At 61.3% G+C, this 17,786-nt stretch carries 13 protein-coding genes; 6 read left to right on the top strand and 7 right to left on the bottom strand.

The genetic code is table 11. The features are described from left to right. The first annotated feature begins 54 nt into the window (after window positions 1-54). The 3 genes from ahcY to GNX18_RS15755 all read left to right on the top strand — a co-directional run bounded on the left by ahcY (window position 55) and on the right by GNX18_RS15755 (window position 4,469). Window positions 55-1,440 (top strand): adenosylhomocysteinase, encoded by a 1,386-nt coding sequence (gene ahcY / locus GNX18_RS15765; protein ID WP_166219284.1) that lies wholly within the window; start codon window positions 55-57, stop codon window positions 1,438-1,440. A gap of 96 nt (window positions 1,441-1,536) precedes the next feature. Further along, window positions 1,537-2,379 (top strand): methylenetetrahydrofolate reductase [NAD(P)H], encoded by an 843-nt coding sequence (gene metF, locus GNX18_RS15760; protein ID WP_166219282.1) that lies wholly within the window; start codon window positions 1,537-1,539, stop codon window positions 2,377-2,379. A gap of 95 nt (window positions 2,380-2,474) precedes the next feature. After that, window positions 2,475-4,469 (top strand): OPT family oligopeptide transporter, encoded by a 1,995-nt coding sequence (locus GNX18_RS15755; protein ID WP_166219280.1) that lies wholly within the window; start codon window positions 2,475-2,477, stop codon window positions 4,467-4,469. On the opposite strand, the gene GNX18_RS15750 is transcribed toward GNX18_RS15755, so the two are convergent. The 6 genes from GNX18_RS15750 to GNX18_RS15725 form a co-directional block, all read right to left on the bottom strand. Next, window positions 4,470-5,075, bottom strand: coding sequence for an OmpA family protein (locus GNX18_RS15750; protein WP_166219278.1), 606 nt, complete (start codon window positions 5,073-5,075; stop codon window positions 4,470-4,472). Window positions 5,076-5,195: 120 nt separating this feature from the next. Further along, a complete protein-coding gene (locus GNX18_RS15745; RefSeq protein ID WP_138234456.1) occupies window positions 5,196-5,855 on the bottom strand; it encodes an HAD family phosphatase in 660 nt (219 codons plus the stop codon). 10 nt (window positions 5,856-5,865) lie between these two features. Beyond that, window positions 5,866-6,228 carry a hypothetical protein gene (locus GNX18_RS15740; protein WP_138234455.1) on the bottom strand — a complete coding sequence of 121 codons (363 nt, stop codon included), beginning with the start codon at window positions 6,226-6,228 and terminating at the stop codon, window positions 5,866-5,868. A gap of 12 nt (window positions 6,229-6,240) precedes the next feature. Then, window positions 6,241-6,981 carry a 16S rRNA (uracil(1498)-N(3))-methyltransferase gene (locus GNX18_RS15735; RefSeq protein ID WP_166219276.1) on the bottom strand — a complete coding sequence of 247 codons (741 nt, stop codon included), beginning with the start codon at window positions 6,979-6,981 and terminating at the stop codon, window positions 6,241-6,243. 432 nt (window positions 6,982-7,413) lie between these two features. Further along, window positions 7,414-10,548 (bottom strand): efflux RND transporter permease subunit, encoded by a 3,135-nt coding sequence (locus GNX18_RS15730; RefSeq protein ID WP_166219274.1) that lies wholly within the window; start codon window positions 10,546-10,548, stop codon window positions 7,414-7,416. 2 nt (window positions 10,549-10,550) lie between these two features. After that, entirely contained in the window at window positions 10,551-11,720 is a 1,170-nt protein-coding gene (locus GNX18_RS15725; protein ID WP_240914038.1) for an efflux RND transporter periplasmic adaptor subunit, read from the bottom strand. Between the two features lie 435 nt (window positions 11,721-12,155). Between GNX18_RS15725 and GNX18_RS15720 the strand changes: the two genes are divergently transcribed. The 3 genes from GNX18_RS15720 (at window position 12,156) to GNX18_RS15710 (ending at window position 15,717) form a co-directional block, all read left to right on the top strand. Continuing rightward, window positions 12,156-14,501 (top strand): Tex family protein, encoded by a 2,346-nt coding sequence (locus tag GNX18_RS15720; protein ID WP_138234450.1) that lies wholly within the window; start codon window positions 12,156-12,158, stop codon window positions 14,499-14,501. Between the two features lie 122 nt (window positions 14,502-14,623). After that, window positions 14,624-15,070 carry a MarR family winged helix-turn-helix transcriptional regulator gene (locus tag GNX18_RS15715; RefSeq protein ID WP_166219272.1) on the top strand — a complete coding sequence of 149 codons (447 nt, stop codon included), beginning with the start codon at window positions 14,624-14,626 and terminating at the stop codon, window positions 15,068-15,070. Window positions 15,071-15,297: 227 nt separating this feature from the next. Then, complete coding sequence (locus GNX18_RS15710; protein WP_166219270.1) at window positions 15,298-15,717, top strand: organic hydroperoxide resistance protein; 420 nt, start codon at window positions 15,298-15,300, stop codon at window positions 15,715-15,717. A 428-nt stretch (window positions 15,718-16,145) separates the two neighbouring features. On the opposite strand, the gene GNX18_RS15705 is transcribed toward GNX18_RS15710, so the two are convergent. Then, window positions 16,146-17,729 carry an alpha/beta hydrolase gene (locus tag GNX18_RS15705; protein ID WP_240914037.1) on the bottom strand — a complete coding sequence of 528 codons (1,584 nt, stop codon included), beginning with the start codon at window positions 17,727-17,729 and terminating at the stop codon, window positions 16,146-16,148. Between the last annotated feature and the right edge of the window lie 57 nt (window positions 17,730-17,786).

Below are 17,786 nucleotides of genomic sequence, written 5' to 3'. Positions count from 1 at the left end.
CTGGATACCGGCATGCGCCGGTATGACGGCGACGAAATTTCAGAGAGTTAAGTAATGAACCAGATGAGCACCGAATTCAAAGACTTCAAGGTCGCGAACATTGAACTGGCCAACTGGGGCCGCAAGGAAATTGAAATTGCCGAGGGCGAGATGCCCGCGCTGATCACCCTGCGGGAAAAATACCGCGCGGAGCAGCCGCTGGCGGGCGCCCGCATCATGGGCTGTATCCACATGACCATCCAGACCGCGGTGCTGATCGAAACCCTGGTGGCTCTCGGTGCGGAAGTGCGCTGGTCGTCCTGCAATATTTTCTCCACCCAGGATCACGCCGCTGCCGCCATCGCCGCGCGCGGTATTCCGGTGTTTGCCTGGAAAGGTGAAACCGAGGAAGAGTACGAGTGGTGTCTCGAGCGCACCATCGGCGCCGACGTGGCCGGTTGGCAGCCGAACATGATTCTCGATGACGGCGGTGACCTCACCGAACTGCTGCACCGCAAATACCCGGAGCTGCTGGACAAGTGTCACGGCATTTCCGAGGAGACCACCACTGGCGTGCACCGCCTGCAGGACATGCTGAAAACCGGCACGCTGAAAGTGCCCGCAATCAACGTCAACGACTCGGTCACCAAGAGCAAGAACGACAACAAATACGGCTGTCGCCACAGCCTGAACGATGCCATCAAGCGCGGCACCGACCACCTGCTGTCCGGCAAAAAAGCGCTGGTGATCGGCTACGGTGACGTGGGCAAGGGCTCCGCGGCGTCCCTGCGTCAGGAAGGCATGATCGTAAAAGTGACCGAGATCGATCCGATCTGTGCCATGCAGGCGTGCATGGACGGCTACGAGCTGGTATCCCCGTTTATCGACGGCATCAACACCGGCGATGCGTCCTGCATCAACCGTGAGCTGCTGGCCAACACCGACCTGCTGGTAACCACCACCGGCAACGTCAATGTGTGCGACGCCAACATGCTGAAAGCGCTGAAGAGCGGTGCGGTGGTGTGCAACATCGGTCACTTCGACAACGAGATCGACACTGCCTTCATGCGCAAAAACTGGGAGTGGCAGGAAGTGAAGCCGCAGGTCCACAAGATCGTGCGCAACGCGGAAACCAACGATCACCTGTTGCTGCTGTCCGAAGGCCGCCTGGTGAACCTGGGCAACGCCACCGGCCACCCCAGCCGCATCATGGATGGCTCCTTCGCCAACCAGGTACTGGCCCAGATTCACCTGTTCCAGGAAAAATTCGCCGACCTGCCAGCAGACCAGAAAGTGTCCGCGCTGTACGTAAAAGTACTGCCGAAAAAACTGGACGAAGAAGTGGCGAAATACATGGTGGAAGGCTTCGGCGGTGTAATCACCCGCATGACCGAGACCCAGGCCAACTATATTGGCGTTTCTGTGGACGGCCCTTACAAGCCGGAAAGTTACAAGTATTAATTGACCTCCGTTCTGGATCCCGGGTCGAGCCCGGGATGACCAATGCCGTCATTCCGGCGCAGGCCGGAATCCAGCCCGAGGGAGTGGAAGTGAACCATGAGCGACTTAAGAATCAGCTTCGAATTTTTCCCCCCCAAGACTGAAGAGGGCCGGGAAAAACTGTACAAGACCCGAGAGGAACTGCAGGCGTTCAATCCGGCGTTTTTCTCCGTAACCTATGGTGCCGGCGGCACCACCCGCGACACCACCGCCAACATCGTGTGCAACCTGCGCCGCGACGGTGTTTCCATTGCGCCACACCTGTCCTTTGGCGGCGACAATGAAGAAACCGTGCTCGGTTTGCTCAAACGCTATAAAGAATCCGGCGTGGACCGCATCGTCGCACTGCGCGGCGATATGCCTTCCGGTATGGGTTCGGTGGCACAGCTGGTATACGCCAACGAGCTGGTGGCATTTATCCGCCGCCACACCGGCGATCACTTCCACCTGGAAGTGGCGGCCTACCCTGAAATCCACCCGGAAGCGGAAAGCTACGATGCCGACCTGCGCTTCCTGAAAGGCAAGTTCGAGGCCGGCGCCAACAGCGCGCTGACCCAGTACTTCTACAACCCGGATGCGTATTTTTACTTCCTCGACCAGTGCGAGAAGGCCGGGATCGACGCACCGATTTACCCCGGCATCATGCCGATCACCAACTTCGCCAACCTCGCGCGCTTCTCCCGCAACTGCGGCGCAGAAATTCCGCGCTGGCTGAAGTACCGTATGGAGAGCTACCGCGATCCGGAAGATGTGAAAAAGCTCGGCCTGGAAATCGTCACCGACCTGTGTGAAACCCTGCTGGAAGGCGGCGCCCCGGGGCTGCATTTCTACACCATGAACCAGGTGGCGCCGAGCGCCGATATACTGCGCGCGCTGAATTTCGCCGATCGCGCGATCTGATCTGGCCACACAAATCCAACAAAAAAGGGGCATTGCGCCCCTTTTTGCTATCTTGAGAGGAAATAATTTCAAAACTCACCGACAGGGAGTTGTCCATGGCCGATCGTCCCCTCGTCCCCGCTGATCAGGTGATCAGCGAAATCACCCTCAAAGCGCTGATCCTCGGCGCGGTACTCTCGGCGGTGCTCGCCGCGGCCAACGCCTATATCGGCCTGCTGGTCGGCCTCACCGTTTCCGCCTCCATTCCCGCCGCCGCCACCTCCATGGGGCTTTTGCGGCTGTTCCGCCGCTCCACCATCCTCGAAAACAACATGGTGCAGACCTCCGCTTCCGCCGGCGAGTCCCTCGCCGCAGGGATCATTTTCACTCTGCCGGCGCTGGTCATGATGGGGGCATGGAGCGGTTATCACTGGGGCACCATGACGCTGATCGGGCTGCTCGGCGGGGTGCTTGGGGTGGCATTTACCATTCCGCTGCGGCGCGCGCTGATCGTGGAAACGGAGCTGGCGTTTCCCGAAGGGGTGGCCACCGCCCAGGTACTGAAAACCGGCGGTATACAAACCGACAGGGATCACCCGGAGTACCGCCCCAGTGCGGAGGCCAAGCGCGGCTTTCGCGTGTTGCTGGCAGCGGCCGGTCTCGGCGGCCTGATCAAACTGTTGGAATCCGGCGTCGGCCTGCTGGTCGGCGGCGTCGCCGCGACCAAAAGCTGGCTCGGTGGCAACTGGCTGTTTACCGGCAATATCACCCTGAGTCCGGCACTGCTCGGCGTCGGCTATATCGTCGGCCTGAACGTGGCGGCGCTGGTGTTTATCGGCGGGGTGATCGGTACGCTCATTGGCGTCCCGGTCAACTGGTTGATCAACAGCGACGAGCTGATGCAGCTCGCCGGTGTCAGCGGCAATATGGCGGGCTGGAGCGCACAGGACTGGGAAAATCTCGCCGGTGCCTCCTGGCAGCAGTGCCGGCGCATCGGTGTCGGCGCCATGATGGTGGGTGGAGTGTGGTCGCTGATCACACTGGCCGGCCCCCTGATCGCCGGGGTTAAGGCGTCGCTGCACGCCCACCGCCAGGCCAAGGCCGGCGAGGTGGCACTGCGCACCGAACAGGACATGCCAATTCCCTATGTGAGCCTGCTGGTACTGCTGTCTGCGATACCGCTGTATTTCATCTTCCTGCACGCGCTGGACGGCTATCCCGAACGCTACTGGATCGCGGCCATCATGTCGGGGCTGATGCTGGTACTGGGATTCATTTTCGCGTCCGTTGCCGGATATATGGCGGGTCTCGTGGGCTCCAGCAACAATCCCATCAGCGGCGTCACCATTGCTACCGTGATTGTGTCGGCACTGATCCTGTTGCAGTTGATGGGCAACGAGGGCATCGCTGGCAGGCTCGGCCCGATCGCGGTGATGTACCTGGCGGGGATGATCTGCTCCGCCGCCGCCATTGCCGGCGACAATATGCAGGACCTGAAGTGCGGCCATATCCTCGGCGCCACGCCCTGGCGCCAGCAGGTGTTCCAGATTATCGGCGTTGTCGCCGCGGCGGGCGCGATTCCATTTGTACTGTCAATTCTCGACCAGGGCTACGGCATCGGCCGGGTAAGCCCACTCAACCCGGAAGCGACACCGCTGTCCGCACCTCAGGCGAGCCTGATGCGCGACCTGTCCACCGGCATTTTTGGCGCGGGCATCGAGTGGAACTACATTTTTATCGGCTTTGTCCTCGCCGCAGTGCTAATCCTGCTGGACGAAATCCAGAAACGCCGCGGCGCATTGTTCCGCTTCCCGGTGCTGGCAGTTGCGGTTGGCGTGTATCTGCCGCTCGGGCTGTCGATTCCGATTTTTCTTGGGGGGCTACTGGCACACTGGCAACAGAAACGCCGCGGTACCCATGAGGCGGAGGGCAAGGGTCTGCTGCTGGCATCGGGCCTGATCACCGGCGAGGCGCTGATGGGCGTGATTGTCGCCATACTGGCGGTGAGCGCGCCGGGCAGAGTGCCCTACCTTGGCGACTTTGCCCTGGCAACCTGGCTTGGTCTGGCGGGGTTTGCGCTGTGTTTCTGGTACCTGGCCAGAAAAAGCTGATTACTCTGCTCGCTTCGGTTTTTCGCGATTCAGGCCCACATTGACCGGCTTGCCGTCGAAGTCGATCACCCGCACCACCAACCGGCGGTTTTGCTCGCGGCCTTTCGGCGTGCTGTTGTCTGCCACCGGATCAGAATCGCCGAGGCCCGCGGCCTCCACCCGCTCGGCGCTGATCCCGCGCTCCAGCAGAAATTGGCGCACCCAGTTGGCGCGCCACTCCGACAGCTTGCGGTTTTTTTCCGGGTCGCCGGCATTGTCGGTGTGACCTTCGACCACAATCTTGAGCGCAGGGAAGTCCCGCATGATCACCAGCAGCGCTTCGATGTCTCCGAGGGTTTCCATCTTCGGCGCAAAGCCGCCGGGTTCGAAATCCACATCCAGCACGAACAGTGCGCCGTCCTTACGCTGCTGCCCCATCAGGTAGCGCACCATATCGTCACCGAAAGGTTCCGACTCGCGCGCGACTTTCTCCCCAAACCCATTACTCACCAGTTCGCGAGGATCAAGGGTGTACTTCTTGGTGGGGTCGGGGCAGCCGCACAGCAACAGTGCGGAAACAACCACTAATATCGATGCCCAAAGGGGGCTCTGCCGGATAACAGACATGAGGCCGGCTCCTTCTGTGTCAGATGGCTGATCAGGATGGTAAGCGTACGGCGGATTGTAGGATCGGCGAATGTTGATCCGTAGGGCAGTGAGGATCTGATCTAGCGGCGCCGGCAGGCGTCAAAAATAATCCAGCAGTAACTGCATATCGTTGATTACCCGCGCGCCCTCGGCTTCCAGCTGGCGGGCGCGCGCGCCGTTGTGGCTGTAGCCGATCACCGGCATGCCGGCGGCCACCGCGGCCTTCACGCCGGCGATGGAGTCTTCCACCACCAGGCAGTGCTCGGGAGCGATGTCGAACTGACGCGCGCTGTGCAGGAACAGGTCCGGCCAGGGCTTGCCGCGCCCCACATCGTCGGCGCTGTAAATGCGCCCAGCGAAATACTCCCACAACCCGGTTTTGTTCAGGGTAATCTGCATTTTCGCGTGCGGGCCGGAGGAGGCCACGCAGGTCTGCAGGTCGGTGGTCTGCAGTTTTTCCAGCACTTCGCGAATGCCCGCCACCGCTTCGAGTTCGTTGTGGAACGCTTCGCGGATACGCTTCTCGGTGGCGTTGAAGTAGGACTGCGGCAGCGGCCCACCGTAGCGGGTCTCGATATCGAGAATGCAGTCTTGCGACGGGCGGCCGCTGAACTGCTCGTCCAGTTCTTCCGCGGTCGCCGGCATACCGAGCCTCGTCATTTCCTCGGCCAGCACCCGGCAGACGATGATTTCGCTGTCTACCAGTACGCCATCGCAGTCGAAAATCACCAGCCGGGTGTTTGAATAGGGATTCACCATCGGCGTGCCATCAAGTTGCGGAGATGAGAAGAATGCCCACCAGTACGCCGACCGCGCCGGCAACGCGCACCACATTTTCATTGCCGTGCACGACGCGGAGCACGAATTCCCGCGTGCGCTCATAGCCGGACTGGAGTGCATAGGCGCCGACGACCACCAGCAGAATCCCGAGCCCATTGAACAGCGTGGCCCAGCTGCGGGTTTCCGAGATCACCAGGAAAATCATGCCGATCACGATCCGAGCCCAGGCGCCAAAATAGAACATCCGTGGGTTCATGCGTTCGCTCAGATCGCGGGCGATCTGCGGTTTCAGGATTACGAGAATGGACATAGCGGTGATCGCCACGCCAATCAACCAGACTAGTATTTTCATAGTGTGCTCCGATTAAAAGTCGCCCCATTGGAATTGCAGTACCGAAAGCGCGGCTACCGGCGCGGTTTCGGTACGCAGTACGCGCGGGCCAAGGCGCAGGGGATGGAAGCCCTGCGCCATGGCCAGTTCGATTTCGTCCGCGGAGAGCCCGCCTTCGGGACCCACCAATAATAATGTGGCCTGCGGCTTGCCCGCCTGCTGTTCCAGTTCTGCCAGTGTTGCTTTGGTGCGGTGGTGCAGCACGAGCTTGAGCGCGTTGTCGTCTTTCGCCTGTTCCAGATACTGGTGGAATTTCTGTGGCGACAGGATTTGCGGCACGCGGTTGCGGGCGCTCTGCTCGCAGGCGCTAATGGCAATCTGTTGCCACTGGCCGAGTTTTTTGTCCATGCGTTCGCCGCTCAGTTTGACTTCGCAGCGTTCGGTAAACAGTGGCTGGATGGCGCTCACGCCCAACTCGGTGGCTTTCTGGATGACCCAGTCGAAGCGGTCGCCGCGGGAGATTCCGATGACGAGGGTGATGGCCAGTGGAGACTGGTTGTCTTCTGCGGAATGCGCGCCAATTTGCACCCGCGCTTTTTTACCGGCTTCCAGCAGTTCTGCTTCGTACTCTCCGCCGGTGCCGTCGAACAGGATCAGCGGGCGGCCGGGGCCGAGGCGCAGGACTTTGACCAGATGGCGGGAGGCGGCTTCGTCCAGCCGGACTTCGGATTTACCCGCCAGCGGTTCGGTGGAGAAGATACGGGGGATTCGCAACGGTTCATCCTGTCGTGCGGAATTGGAGTTGCGTGAAGGGTAATACAGGCGCGGGAGAAGTTGTAGGGCGCTTCGGGGTCTTTTGGTGCTCTGTTCAGGGTTTGTTTGAGCTCTGTTTGGAGTGTTGTGGCGGCGGAGCACCGGGTATTCGTTTTCAAAACCGCTGTGAATACATCCCTGTACGCTGCGTCGGCAACATCCCTGTTGCCGACGCTTTTGAAAACGAATCCCCGGCACTCCACCTTTAATTCGAAGCGTTGTACTTCGTAAGCCGTTCGATCCTTTCAAGGACATCACGCGCTTCAACGCGAAGCGCCCTTATCGGGACGGGGTGATTCGGTGCGAAACGATTGCCGACAGGTTGTTGAGTACCGGATTACCCCGGCCCGATAAGGGCGCGCCACCAAACTAGCTTGCGGCGCACCACTTCAATCAACCTTTCTCGAAACTCACCGGCAGCTCCTCGTGGATCTTGTCACCCTTCACCTTGATGCGCAGGGTCTCGATGATCTTGTACAGATTCGGCACCAGCAGCAGGGTGACGAAGGTGGCACAGAGGACGCCGAACGCGAGGCTCACCACCATGGGGATCAGGAACTGCGCCTGGATCGAACGCTCGAACATGATCGGTACCAGCCCGATAAAGGTGGTGAGGGAGGTGAGGATGATCGGGCGGAAGCGGTCGCGGCCGGCCTGTACCACCGCGTCCATCACCGCCACACCCTCAGCGCGCAACTGGTTGATGCGATCCATCAGTACCAGATTATCGTTCACCACCACGCCCGCCGCAGCGAGGAAGCCGAGCATGGACATGATGCTGATGTCGTAACCCATCAACATATGGCCAAGGATCGCGCCGAAGAAGCCGAACGGCACCGCGGTCAGGATCAGCAGCGGCTGCGAGTAGGAGCGGAAGGCGACGGCCAGCAGCCCGTAGATAGCGAAGATCGACAGGAAGAAGAACGCGATGATCGAGGTGCTGAATTCTTCCTCCTCCTGCATTTCACCCGCGGTCTTCAGGCTGAAACCGGGGTAGCGGCTCTCCCAGGTTGCCAGGTTCTTGTCGCGCAGCTCCTTCAGGATCTCGTTTGCCGGTGAGGTGCCTGGAATCATTTCCGCAGTGATCTGCACCGTGCGCTCGCGGTCGTTGCGGCGGATGGTGGTGTAGCCGGGAACATAGACGGCGTCCGCCACCGCGCTGAAGGGAATCTCGCCCTCGCTGGTGCGGATGCGAATGCGGTCGATCTGGTCTTCGCTGGCGCGCTCTTCCTGCGGGTAGCGCACCATCACGCGCACGTCCTCGCGGCCGCGGGGAATGCGCTGCACTTCTTCACCGTAGAAACCCTGGCGCACCTGCTTGGCTACATCGGCGAGGCCGATGCCCATATTGGTGGCGTGGGGTTTCAGTTGGATCTCGATATCCTGGCGCGCGGCAATCAGGTTGTCGCGCACGTCGTACACACCGGAGAAGTTGTTGAGGGCCTGCTTCACCTCGTCCGCGGCGCGGCGCAGCTCGTCCATGTTGCCGGAGGAGGTGCTGAGGTTCAGGGACATGCCCTTGCCGCCATCGTTGATGGTGTGCTGGATGTTCATCTCCTCGATGCTGGCGGGGAGCTCGCCGATATACTCGCGCCACTTCAGCGCCAGTTGCTCGGAGGTCACATCTCGATTCTCGCCGTCGGTCAGCTGCAGCAGCACGGTGACGTTGCCCCGCCACAGGAACACCATGGTGTTCTCGACAAATTCCTTGCCGCCGTTCAGCGCCAGCATCTCGGGGTCTTTCGCGAGGATTTCACCGGCCTGTTCGAACTTCTCCATCACCCGCTTGGTCTCTTCGAACGACTCGCCCTGAGCCATGGTGGTGCGCAGTTCCAGCAGATCAGAGGGAACTTCCGGCGAGAAGGCCTTGCCGATATAGCCGCCGCCAAACAGTGCGAACGACAGGATCAGCGCCATAAAGAAGATCATGACCGTGGCGCGGCTGTTGCTCAGGGTTTTCTCCAGCAGCGGCAGATAGTACTTGTCGCCGGCGGCCTTCATGCCCGAGGCGAACTTGCCGCGTATGTCCTGCATTTTTTTGCCGAAGCCGGACGTCGCCGGCTTCTCGGGTTTCAGACCTACCAAGTGCGCCGGCAGGATCAGCAGGGATTCGACCAGGGAGAAGGTGAGGCTCAGCAGTACCACCACCGGCAGCGACATCATCATCTGCGAGGTGTAGCCCGGCAGGAACAGCATGGGCACGAAGAACACCATGGTGGAGACCACGGCGAAGATCACCGGCGCGGAGATATTTTTTACCCCCGCTTCCGCCGCCTTGAGCCCCACCTCACCGCGGTCGTGGGCGGCGTGCACCGCCTCGCCGACGATGATCGCATCGTCCACCACGATCCCGAGAATCATCAGGAAGGCGAACAGCGACAGCATATTCAGGGTGATACCGGTAATCGGCAGCAGCCAGAAGGCGCCCATGAAGGCGGTGAAAATGCCGATGGTCACCCACACTGCCAGCGCCGGGCGCAGGAACAGCATCAGCAACACGAACACCAGTGCGAGGCCGGTGACCGCGTTCCAGAACAGCATGCTCATGCGGCTTTCGTAGGCTTCGGAGAAGTCGAACCAGGCCTCGAACTCCATGCCCGGGGGCAGAGTCTCGCGCGCCTCTTTCATAAACTCGCGGATCGCTTCGGCAGTGGCCACGACATCCAGCGGCTCGCCCTGCATCACCCGCAGGTTCATCGCCGGCTTGCCGTTGAAGCGGATGATGGAACCCTCTTCCTCGAAACCGTCGTTGATGGTGGCCACGTCGCGCAGCAGCAGCTGGGTGCCGTCGGGGCGGCTCAGTACCGGGATGCGCGCGAAGTCCTCGGCGTTGTAGGCCTGGCCGCGGGTCTGCACCTGAATGTCGCCGCGGTCGGAGCGCACCATGCCCGCGGGCAGGTCCAGGGAGGACCGGCGCACCGCACCGGCGACATCGTCGAACGACAGGTTGTAGCGGCGCAGGTCGATTTCAGAAACCTCGATGGAGACCTCATCGGCGCGGTCGCCCCACACGTCCACACGGCGCACACCGGGCAGCAGCATCAGCTTGTCGCGCAGGTCCATCGCGGTTTCTTTGAGCTGGCGCGGGGAGACGGGACCGCCGATGGCGATCATCATCATCTGCTGTTCCCACTCTTCCAGCGCGATGACCGGGCGCTCGATATCACCCGGGAAGGTGTTGATGGAGTCCACCTGCACCTTGATGTCATTCAGCAGGCGCAGCTCGTCGTAGCCGTCCACCGCCTGGATGCGCACGGTGCTGTGGCTGCGGGCGGACCAGGAGTTGATTTCCTTGATCCCCTTCACTTCGGAAATGGCCTGCTCTACCCGCTGGGTAACCTGCTGCTCTACTTCCGCGGGACCGGCGCCGGGGTAGCTGATATCGACCTTGACCACGCCGGGATTGATGGCCGGAAACACCTCGCGGCCGATATGCATGATGCCGAAGATCCCGCCGATGATGATCATGAACATCAGCAGGTTGGCGGCTTTACTGTTGCGGACGAACCATCCGATGATGCGCTGCATGATCAGTAGGCTCCCTGTGCGGAGGCGGTGCTGCCCTTGGCGCCTTGCTCGGCGACGTCATCGGACTCCGGGGCCTTGTCACCGAGCATCAGGCCAGACGCGGGCTTTTCATTCAGCGGGTTCGGGCTCAGCACCATGCCCTCGCGGGAATAGCCGAGGCTCGAGACCACGACCTTGTCACCCGTGGCGATATCGCCGCGCAGCCACACCTGGTCACCCACCGCCTGCAGCAGTTCCACGTCGCGGAAGCCCAGTTGGTTTTCCTCGTTCAGCACCAGGATATGGTTGCCCTCGTGCAGCGCCTGGCGCGGCAGCAGGGTGATGTCGTCGTAGGTCTTGCCTGCGATCTGCGCTTCCACGAACAGGCCGTTGATCAGCGGCGCCTCACCCTGGTAGGGGTTGGCGACCTGCGCCACGGCGTACACAAAGCGGCTGTTGGGATCGATCGCCGCCTCGGTGCGCACGATCTGCCCGCGCCACTCGCGCTGCTGGCCGGCCAGGTTGGCGGTCATGCGCACGGCCGGGCCATTGTCGATGGCGCGGCCCAGCGGCAGCTCAAGCAGCGACAGTTGATGGTCCGTCAGCGGCAGGCGCACTTCCGCCACACCGGTGCTGTGAATGCGCGCGAGCTTGGTGCCCGGCGACACGAACTGGCCGATATCCACCAGAGTCTCCACCACGCGGCCGGCGAACGGCGCTTTCACCGCGGTGCGGTCGAGATCCAGCCTGGCCTGGTCGCGGTCCGCCTTGGCGGCGGCCAGCGCGGCTTCCGCGGCGGCCAGCTGCGGCTTGCGCAGGAACAGATCGTTGGCGGTGGCGGTGCCCAGGTCTCGCCACTCGCGCTTGGCCTGCTTCGCCATCCCCTGCTCCTGGGCCAGGGACGCGGCGGCGGTAGCCACCTGGGATTCGGTGCGGGTCAGCTGGTGACGGTAGTCCGCGGACTCGATCTGGATCAGTGAATCGCCCTGCTTGAAGAAGCCACCGGGCACGAACGCATCGCTCACGCTCTCGATCACGCCGCCAACCCGCGCCACCACTTCAATCTCGTGACGGGCGTGCACCGAACCCTGGCTCGGTACCAATAACGTGTGGCGGCCAGGCTCCGCGTAGAGAATATCCGCCACCGGCGGCACCGCCGCTTCAGCAACTTTTTCCTCAGGTTTTGGCGCCATCAACACAACCGCGGCTATCGCAGCCGCACCAACTAGAACCACAAGACCCAAGACTTTGTTTTTACTTGTACTTTTGTTCGAAGGATTCACAGATGCTTCCACTGATCAAAATTTAACTAGTCGGGCATTCTACAGGTGTTGCACAACATTGGAACTGTCCCCGGGTGCAGGCCGTCGCAGCAAAATGCGCTTGACCGCAAATGCGTACTGTGCGCAATTCACGCCGCACAATTTCACGCCCTTTCCATGTTGGTCAGTGCCCTCGCATGGCCCATAATGGCCGCCGAATTTTTTCGGTCAGCACCCGCAGTTGGACACTAACCGTTCACCCGCTATCGCTGCCAAGGCCCATTAGCGCGCCCGTATTTGCGACCGGGTCCGGCGCGGCCGTCGAACCGTGAACCCTGATGACTTCCCGAGGATGTAAAGAACAATATGCTGGATATCAACGCCCGTATTGCCGAAGAACTCAACGTGCGCCCGCAACAGGTGGCCGCTGCCGTGGGCCTGCTGGACGAGGGCGCCACCGTGCCCTTTATTTCCCGCTACCGTAAGGAAGTGACCGGCGAGCTGGACGACACCCAGCTGCGCACCCTGGAAGAGCGCCTGCGCTACCTGCGCGAGCTGGAAGAGCGCCGCGCCGCGATCCTGAAAAGCATCGACGAGCAGGGCAAGCTGACCCCGGAACTGGCCGCGCAGATCAACGCCGCCGACACCAAGAACCGCCTCGAAGACCTCTACCTCCCCTACAAACCCAAGCGCCGCACCAAGGGCCAGATCGCCATCGAAGCAGGCCTCGAACCACTAGCCGACGCCCTCTATGCCGACCCGGCCCTGAACCCGGAAGAGGAAGCGCAGAAGTACCTCACCAGCGACAACGAAGACCCCGCCCTGCACGTGAAAGACATCAAGAGCGCGCTGGACGGAGCCAAGTTCATCCTGATGGAGCGCTTCGCCGAAGACGCCGAACTGCTGGGCAAGCTGCGCGACTTCCTGAGCCGCGACGGCCTGGTCAAGTCCAAGCTGCTGGAGGGCAAGGAAGAGGAAGGCGCCAAGTTCCGCGACTACTTCGAATACGCCGAGCCCTTCTCCAAGGTGCCCAGCCACCGCGCGCTGGCCATATTCCGCGGCCGTAACGAGGGTATCCTCGCCATCAACCTGGGCCTCGACGGTGACGAAGAGCGCACGCCCTCGCAGGCGCACCCCTGCGAAGCGATGATCGCGCGCCACGTGGAGATCGAAGATCAGGGCCGCGCCGCCGACAAATGGCTGGGTGAAGTGGTGCGCTGGACCTGGCGCATCAAGCTGCTCACCAGCCTGGAAACCGACCTGCTTGGCCAGCTGCGCGAAATGGCGGAAGAAGAGGCCATCAAGGTGTTCTCCCGCAATCTGAAAGACCTGCTGTTGGCGGCCCCCGCCGGCCAGAAGGCCACCATCGGCCTCGACCCGGGCCTGCGCACCGGCGTCAAGGTCGCGGTAGTGGACGCCACCGGCAAGGTGCTGGACCACACCGCCATCTACCCCACGCCGCCGCAGAATCGCATCCAGGAATCCGCCGCGATCATCGCCGCCTTCTGCAACAAATACGACGTGGGCCTGATCGCCATCGGCAACGGCACCGCCAGCCGCGAGACCGACAAGTTCGTCGGCGACACCATCAAGCAGTACAAACTCAATGTGCAGAAAGTTGTGGTCAACGAGGCCGGCGCCTCGGTGTACTCGGCGTCCGAATTTGCCGCCAAGGAATTCCCGGATCTGGACGTGACCATCCGCGGTGCCATCTCCATCGCGCGCCGTTTGCAGGACCCGCTTGCGGAGCTGGTGAAGATCGACCCCAAGTCCATCGGTGTGGGCCAGTACCAGCACGACGTATCCCAATCCCAGCTGGCGCGCTCGCTCGATGCGGTGGTGGAAGACTGTGTGAACGGCGTGGGCGCCGAACTGAACTCCGCCTCCGCGCCGCTGCTGGCGCGGGTGTCCGGCCTCACCGCCTCCATCGCCGCCAACATTGTGACCTACCGCGACCAGAACGGCGCCTTCAAGAGCCGCGACCAGCTGAAGGAAGTGCCGCGCCTCGGACCCAAGGCGTTCGAACAGGCCGCCGGCTTCCTGCGCATCAACAACGGCGAGAACCCGCTGGACCGCTCCGGCGTGCACCCGGAGTCCTACATTGTGGTCAAGCGCATCGCCGAGAAAAACGGCCGCGAGATCAACAGCCTGATCGGCGACTCCGCGTTCCTGCGCAAGCTGAACCCGATGGACTACACCGATGAAAAATTCGGTCTGCCCACGGTAAAAGACATCATCGCCGAACTGGAAAAACCCGGCCGCGACCCGCGCCCGGAATTCCGCACCGCCAAGTTCGAAGAGGGCGTGGAAGAGATCAAGGATCTGCGCCCGGGCATGGTGCTGGAAGGCACCGTCACCAATGTCACCAACTTCGGCGCATTTGTGGATATCGGCGTACACCAGGACGGTCTGGTCCACATCTCCGCGCTGTCGGAGCGATTCGTCAAGGATCCGCACGAAGTGGTGAAGGCCGGCGACATCGTCAAGGTGAAAGTGATGGAAGTGGACGTGGCGCGCAAGCGTATCGGCCTGTCCATGCGCATGAGCGACGAGCCCGGCGAACAGGGCAGCGGCGGCGTGCAGAAGGGCGACCATCGCGAGTCTCGCCAGGCGCAGCGCCACAATAACAAAAATCGCCAGCAACCCGCGGGCAACGGCGGCCGCGGCAGCATGGGCGACCTACTGGCGGCGGCGATGAAAGGCAAGAAATAACTGGCCGCGCAAGCGACAGGGCGGTCTTCGGACCGCCCTTTTTCATTCAGGGCATCATGCCTATTCCGCGCCGGCTTGTTTTACACTTGCCATCCACGTTCGATGCAAGGCGTCCGGCGCTAATGGCCAAATCTCAAGACGACAACCTCAGACTCGACAACCAGCTCTGCTTCAGTCTCTACTCCACCTCGCTGGCGATGGGAAAACTGTACAAGCCGATTCTCGATGAGCTGGGACTCACCTACCCCCAGTACCTGATGATGATGGTGCTGTGGGAACAGGACGGCATCACGATTACAGACCTCAGTGCCCGCCTGATGCAGGACAAGGGTGCCCTGAGCCCAGTCATCCGCCGCCTGGAGCGCCAGGACCTGATCGAGCGCCAGCGCGACCCGCAAGACGACCGCCGGGTACTGATTCAGCTGTCGGCGGCGGGCCGCAGGCTGCAGCAACAGGCCAAAGATATCCCCGAACGGGTGTTCTGCATCAGCGGGCTGGATGAGAAAACCGCACGCAAACTGAAGCTGCAGCTGGATACACTGCGCGATACGCTCAATACCCATCTTTGACCTTCACCCGCGCCCATCGTTAGCGCCCAGTCGCGATTCCCAGTCCATCACCGCGAGCAGGACCACCCTGCCTCCCGAGCCGCTGACAACCCGGCAGTGCTATCGGGCACATAGCCACAATCAATTATCGCAATAACTGTTATCGCGATAACTTTATTCCCGCAATCACGACAGCGACGATGCAAGCCGGCATCACCGCAAACACGAACGACAGAGGAGATGGAATCATGAAAACTCTTTATACCGCTTCAGCCACAGTGACCGGTGGACGCGACGGCAAAGCCGTTTCTTCAGACGGCGTGCTGGACCTCGCGCTCACCACCCCGAAAGAACTGGGCGGTAGTGGCGGCGCGGCCACCAATCCGGAGCAGCTGTTCGCCGCGGGCTACTCCGCCTGTTTTATCGGCGCCATGAAATTTGTCGGCGGCCAGTCCAAGGTCGCAATCCCGGCAACCGCCAGCGTGCGCGGCGAGGTCGGTATCGGCCAGGTGGAGGGCGGCTTTGGTCTTGAGGTCGACCTGCACGTAAACCTCCCCGGGTTTGCCCAGGCTGATGCAGAAGCGCTGGTGGCGCAGGCGCACAAGGTGTGTCCTTACTCCAATGCCACCCGCGGCAATATCGACGTGCGCCTGCATGTCACCACCTGAGGGCGCAGCGAAAAAAAAGGGGGGCATAAGCCCCCCGATAGCGAAAAAGGTAGTTTTACCTCTGGCTCAGAATGCGTAGCGCATTCCCAATGTCGCCTGGTGGCGATAGAGAATGTTCGACTGGTGCGAGGTAAATGCGAGCGAGACGTTCAGTTTGGCCAGGCGCGCGTGCTCGCTCATGTTGTATCCATCCTGTGATCCGTACTTCGCCTGTGAGAGCTTCGATTGCGGGATGGAGGTTAGCCGAGCGGTGTGGTAGCGAGCGTAGTAACAACCGTGGTAATTGGAATGAAAATAACGCGAGTGGCGTGGAAATCCCGCATGGAAGAGATACTTGAAAAGAAAACGTGATGTCGTCGCTAAGAATGCAGGATCGCTGACATCGCCAACCAGGAATTCGAGGCAGTGGCGCCAGCGGTAAAAGCGCGCTAGTTCCGGGCAATAAACTCGCGCACGGTTTCCACAAACAACTTGGATGCAGGCTCTCGCCCCAACAGCAAATGGCCGTTGCTGTCCAACCCGACAAATTCCGCATTGGGAATCGACGCTGCGAGGTCTCGCCCCACATCCACCGGAATACGCTGATCACCCAGTGAATGGATCACCAGAGTGGGTACTTTGACCCTGGCCAGTTGTTCGCGCACGTCGATGTCGGCAAACACCGACAGGAAACGCACCGCATTTTCCGGCGATGTGGTCAACCGCTGAAATTCATTGAACCAGGCAAACTCTTCGGCATTGGCGGTGGGCATAAACGTGGAAGAAAAAATCTGGCGGTAGGCCGGATTATCCTGCCCCCAGCCGGTGGCGGTCAGAGTCATCACCGCTTCCCGCTCGCGGGTTAGCGCTTCGCTGGCGCCAATACGCCACCCGGCCGCATAACCACCGAACAGTATCAGGTGCTTCACCCGCTCGGGATAGCGCACCGCATATTCAATGGATACCGCTGCGCCCTGTGAAATACCGAGCAGGGAAAATTGTTCCACCCCGCAGGCATCCACCACTGTTTCCAGGTCGGTAACAAACGCATCAAATGAAATATCACTGACATTCCAGTCAGACAGACCGTTGCCGCGCTCGTCGTAGCGGATAAAACGATGGTCAGACGCGAGATCGCGAAACAGCGGGCTCCAGATGGGCGCGTCCCAATCGTGCTCGAGGTGTGTCAGCCAATTGGCGGCTTTGACGATGGGCGCTCCCTCTCCCACCGAGGCGTAGGCAATGCGCGCCCCATCTGCAGCTTTGCAGAAGTGGATTTTCTGCCGTGCCAGCAGCTCGCGCTCCGTGGGGCCCGCGGAGGGATTGCTTTTGCTGTCCGCCGCGGCGCGCGCATCTGCAGACCAGCTGATACCGGCCTTGGTGAACCGGCTGTCGAGCTCAGCGCCGAGAGAGGCGAGCTCAAGGGCCAGCCCCATGCGATCCAGTTGTGTAACCAGTGCTGTCGCAGCGGACGGGTTCAACGGCTCCAGTTCGTGCCAGCGCCGGGCCCACAGCAATTGTTCATCCAGAGGGCTCTCGTTATGACGCGCCAGGCGGGCACAGACTCCGGCGAACAGCCGCTCCAGCGCACGGCGCTCCGCATTGAGCCAGAGCTGGTACACATTCTGTTCCGGCAGGTCCAGGCCTTCGAGAAAGGGGGTGCTGAGGAGCCTGATGATTTCCTGCAGCCGGGAGGCGGGCAACTCGGGATTCTGCAGTTCTTCGGCAATGTTATGGGTATCAATGGCGATATCGGTGATCACCAGTGATACGCGCTCGCGGTCGGCCTGCAGGCGCTCTCGCTCCGGCGAATTGACCAGGGGGCGCAGTTTGCTCAGCGACCAACGCAGCGCTCCCCGCGGGTCATTCGGGGTCTCCCACAGGGCTTCACAAAGGCTGTCGCGGCGATGGGGGCGGCCGGTAATGGCCAGGTAGGCAAGCAGTGCGCGCGTGCGTTTTGAGGCCGGTAATTTGACTTCAATACCGTCATTAAAAAGCGCCAAACCGCCCAGGGTTTGAATAGAGACAACCACCGTCGAACTCCCTTTGACTCTATTTTTGTACGCACCTAATACAGCGACTTCTGCAGC

Origin of the sequence: Microbulbifer sp. SH-1, assembly GCF_011326135.1 — a bacterium.
Taxonomy (GTDB): Bacteria; Pseudomonadota; Gammaproteobacteria; order Pseudomonadales; family Cellvibrionaceae; genus Microbulbifer; species Microbulbifer harenosus.
The sequence above is the reverse complement of the archived record's forward strand: the minus strand, read 5'-3'. Positions and strand labels throughout refer to the sequence as shown.

Excerpts from the sequence above, each read along its gene's own strand:
- GNX18_RS15725 (WP_240914038.1), bottom strand. The coding sequence starts at position 11,720 with ATGGCGCCAAAACCTGAGGAAAAAGTTGCTGAAGCGGCGGTGCCGCCG.
- metF (WP_166219282.1), top strand. The coding sequence starts at position 1,537 with ATGAGCGACTTAAGAATCAGCTTCGAATTTTTCCCCCCCAAGACTGAA.
- GNX18_RS15715 (WP_166219272.1), top strand. The coding sequence starts at position 14,624 with ATGGCCAAATCTCAAGACGACAACCTCAGACTCGACAACCAGCTCTGC.
- GNX18_RS15755 (WP_166219280.1), top strand. The coding sequence starts at position 2,475 with ATGGCCGATCGTCCCCTCGTCCCCGCTGATCAGGTGATCAGCGAAATC.
- GNX18_RS15750 (WP_166219278.1), bottom strand. The coding sequence starts at position 5,075 with ATGTCTGTTATCCGGCAGAGCCCCCTTTGGGCATCGATATTAGTGGTT.
- GNX18_RS15745 (WP_138234456.1), bottom strand. The coding sequence starts at position 5,855 with ATGGTGAATCCCTATTCAAACACCCGGCTGGTGATTTTCGACTGCGAT.
- ahcY (WP_166219284.1), top strand. The coding sequence starts at position 55 with ATGAACCAGATGAGCACCGAATTCAAAGACTTCAAGGTCGCGAACATT.
- GNX18_RS15730 (WP_166219274.1), bottom strand. The coding sequence starts at position 10,548 with ATGCAGCGCATCATCGGATGGTTCGTCCGCAACAGTAAAGCCGCCAAC.
- GNX18_RS15710 (WP_166219270.1), top strand. The coding sequence starts at position 15,298 with ATGAAAACTCTTTATACCGCTTCAGCCACAGTGACCGGTGGACGCGAC.
- GNX18_RS15740 (WP_138234455.1), bottom strand. The coding sequence starts at position 6,228 with ATGAAAATACTAGTCTGGTTGATTGGCGTGGCGATCACCGCTATGTCC.
- GNX18_RS15720 (WP_138234450.1), top strand. The coding sequence starts at position 12,156 with ATGCTGGATATCAACGCCCGTATTGCCGAAGAACTCAACGTGCGCCCG.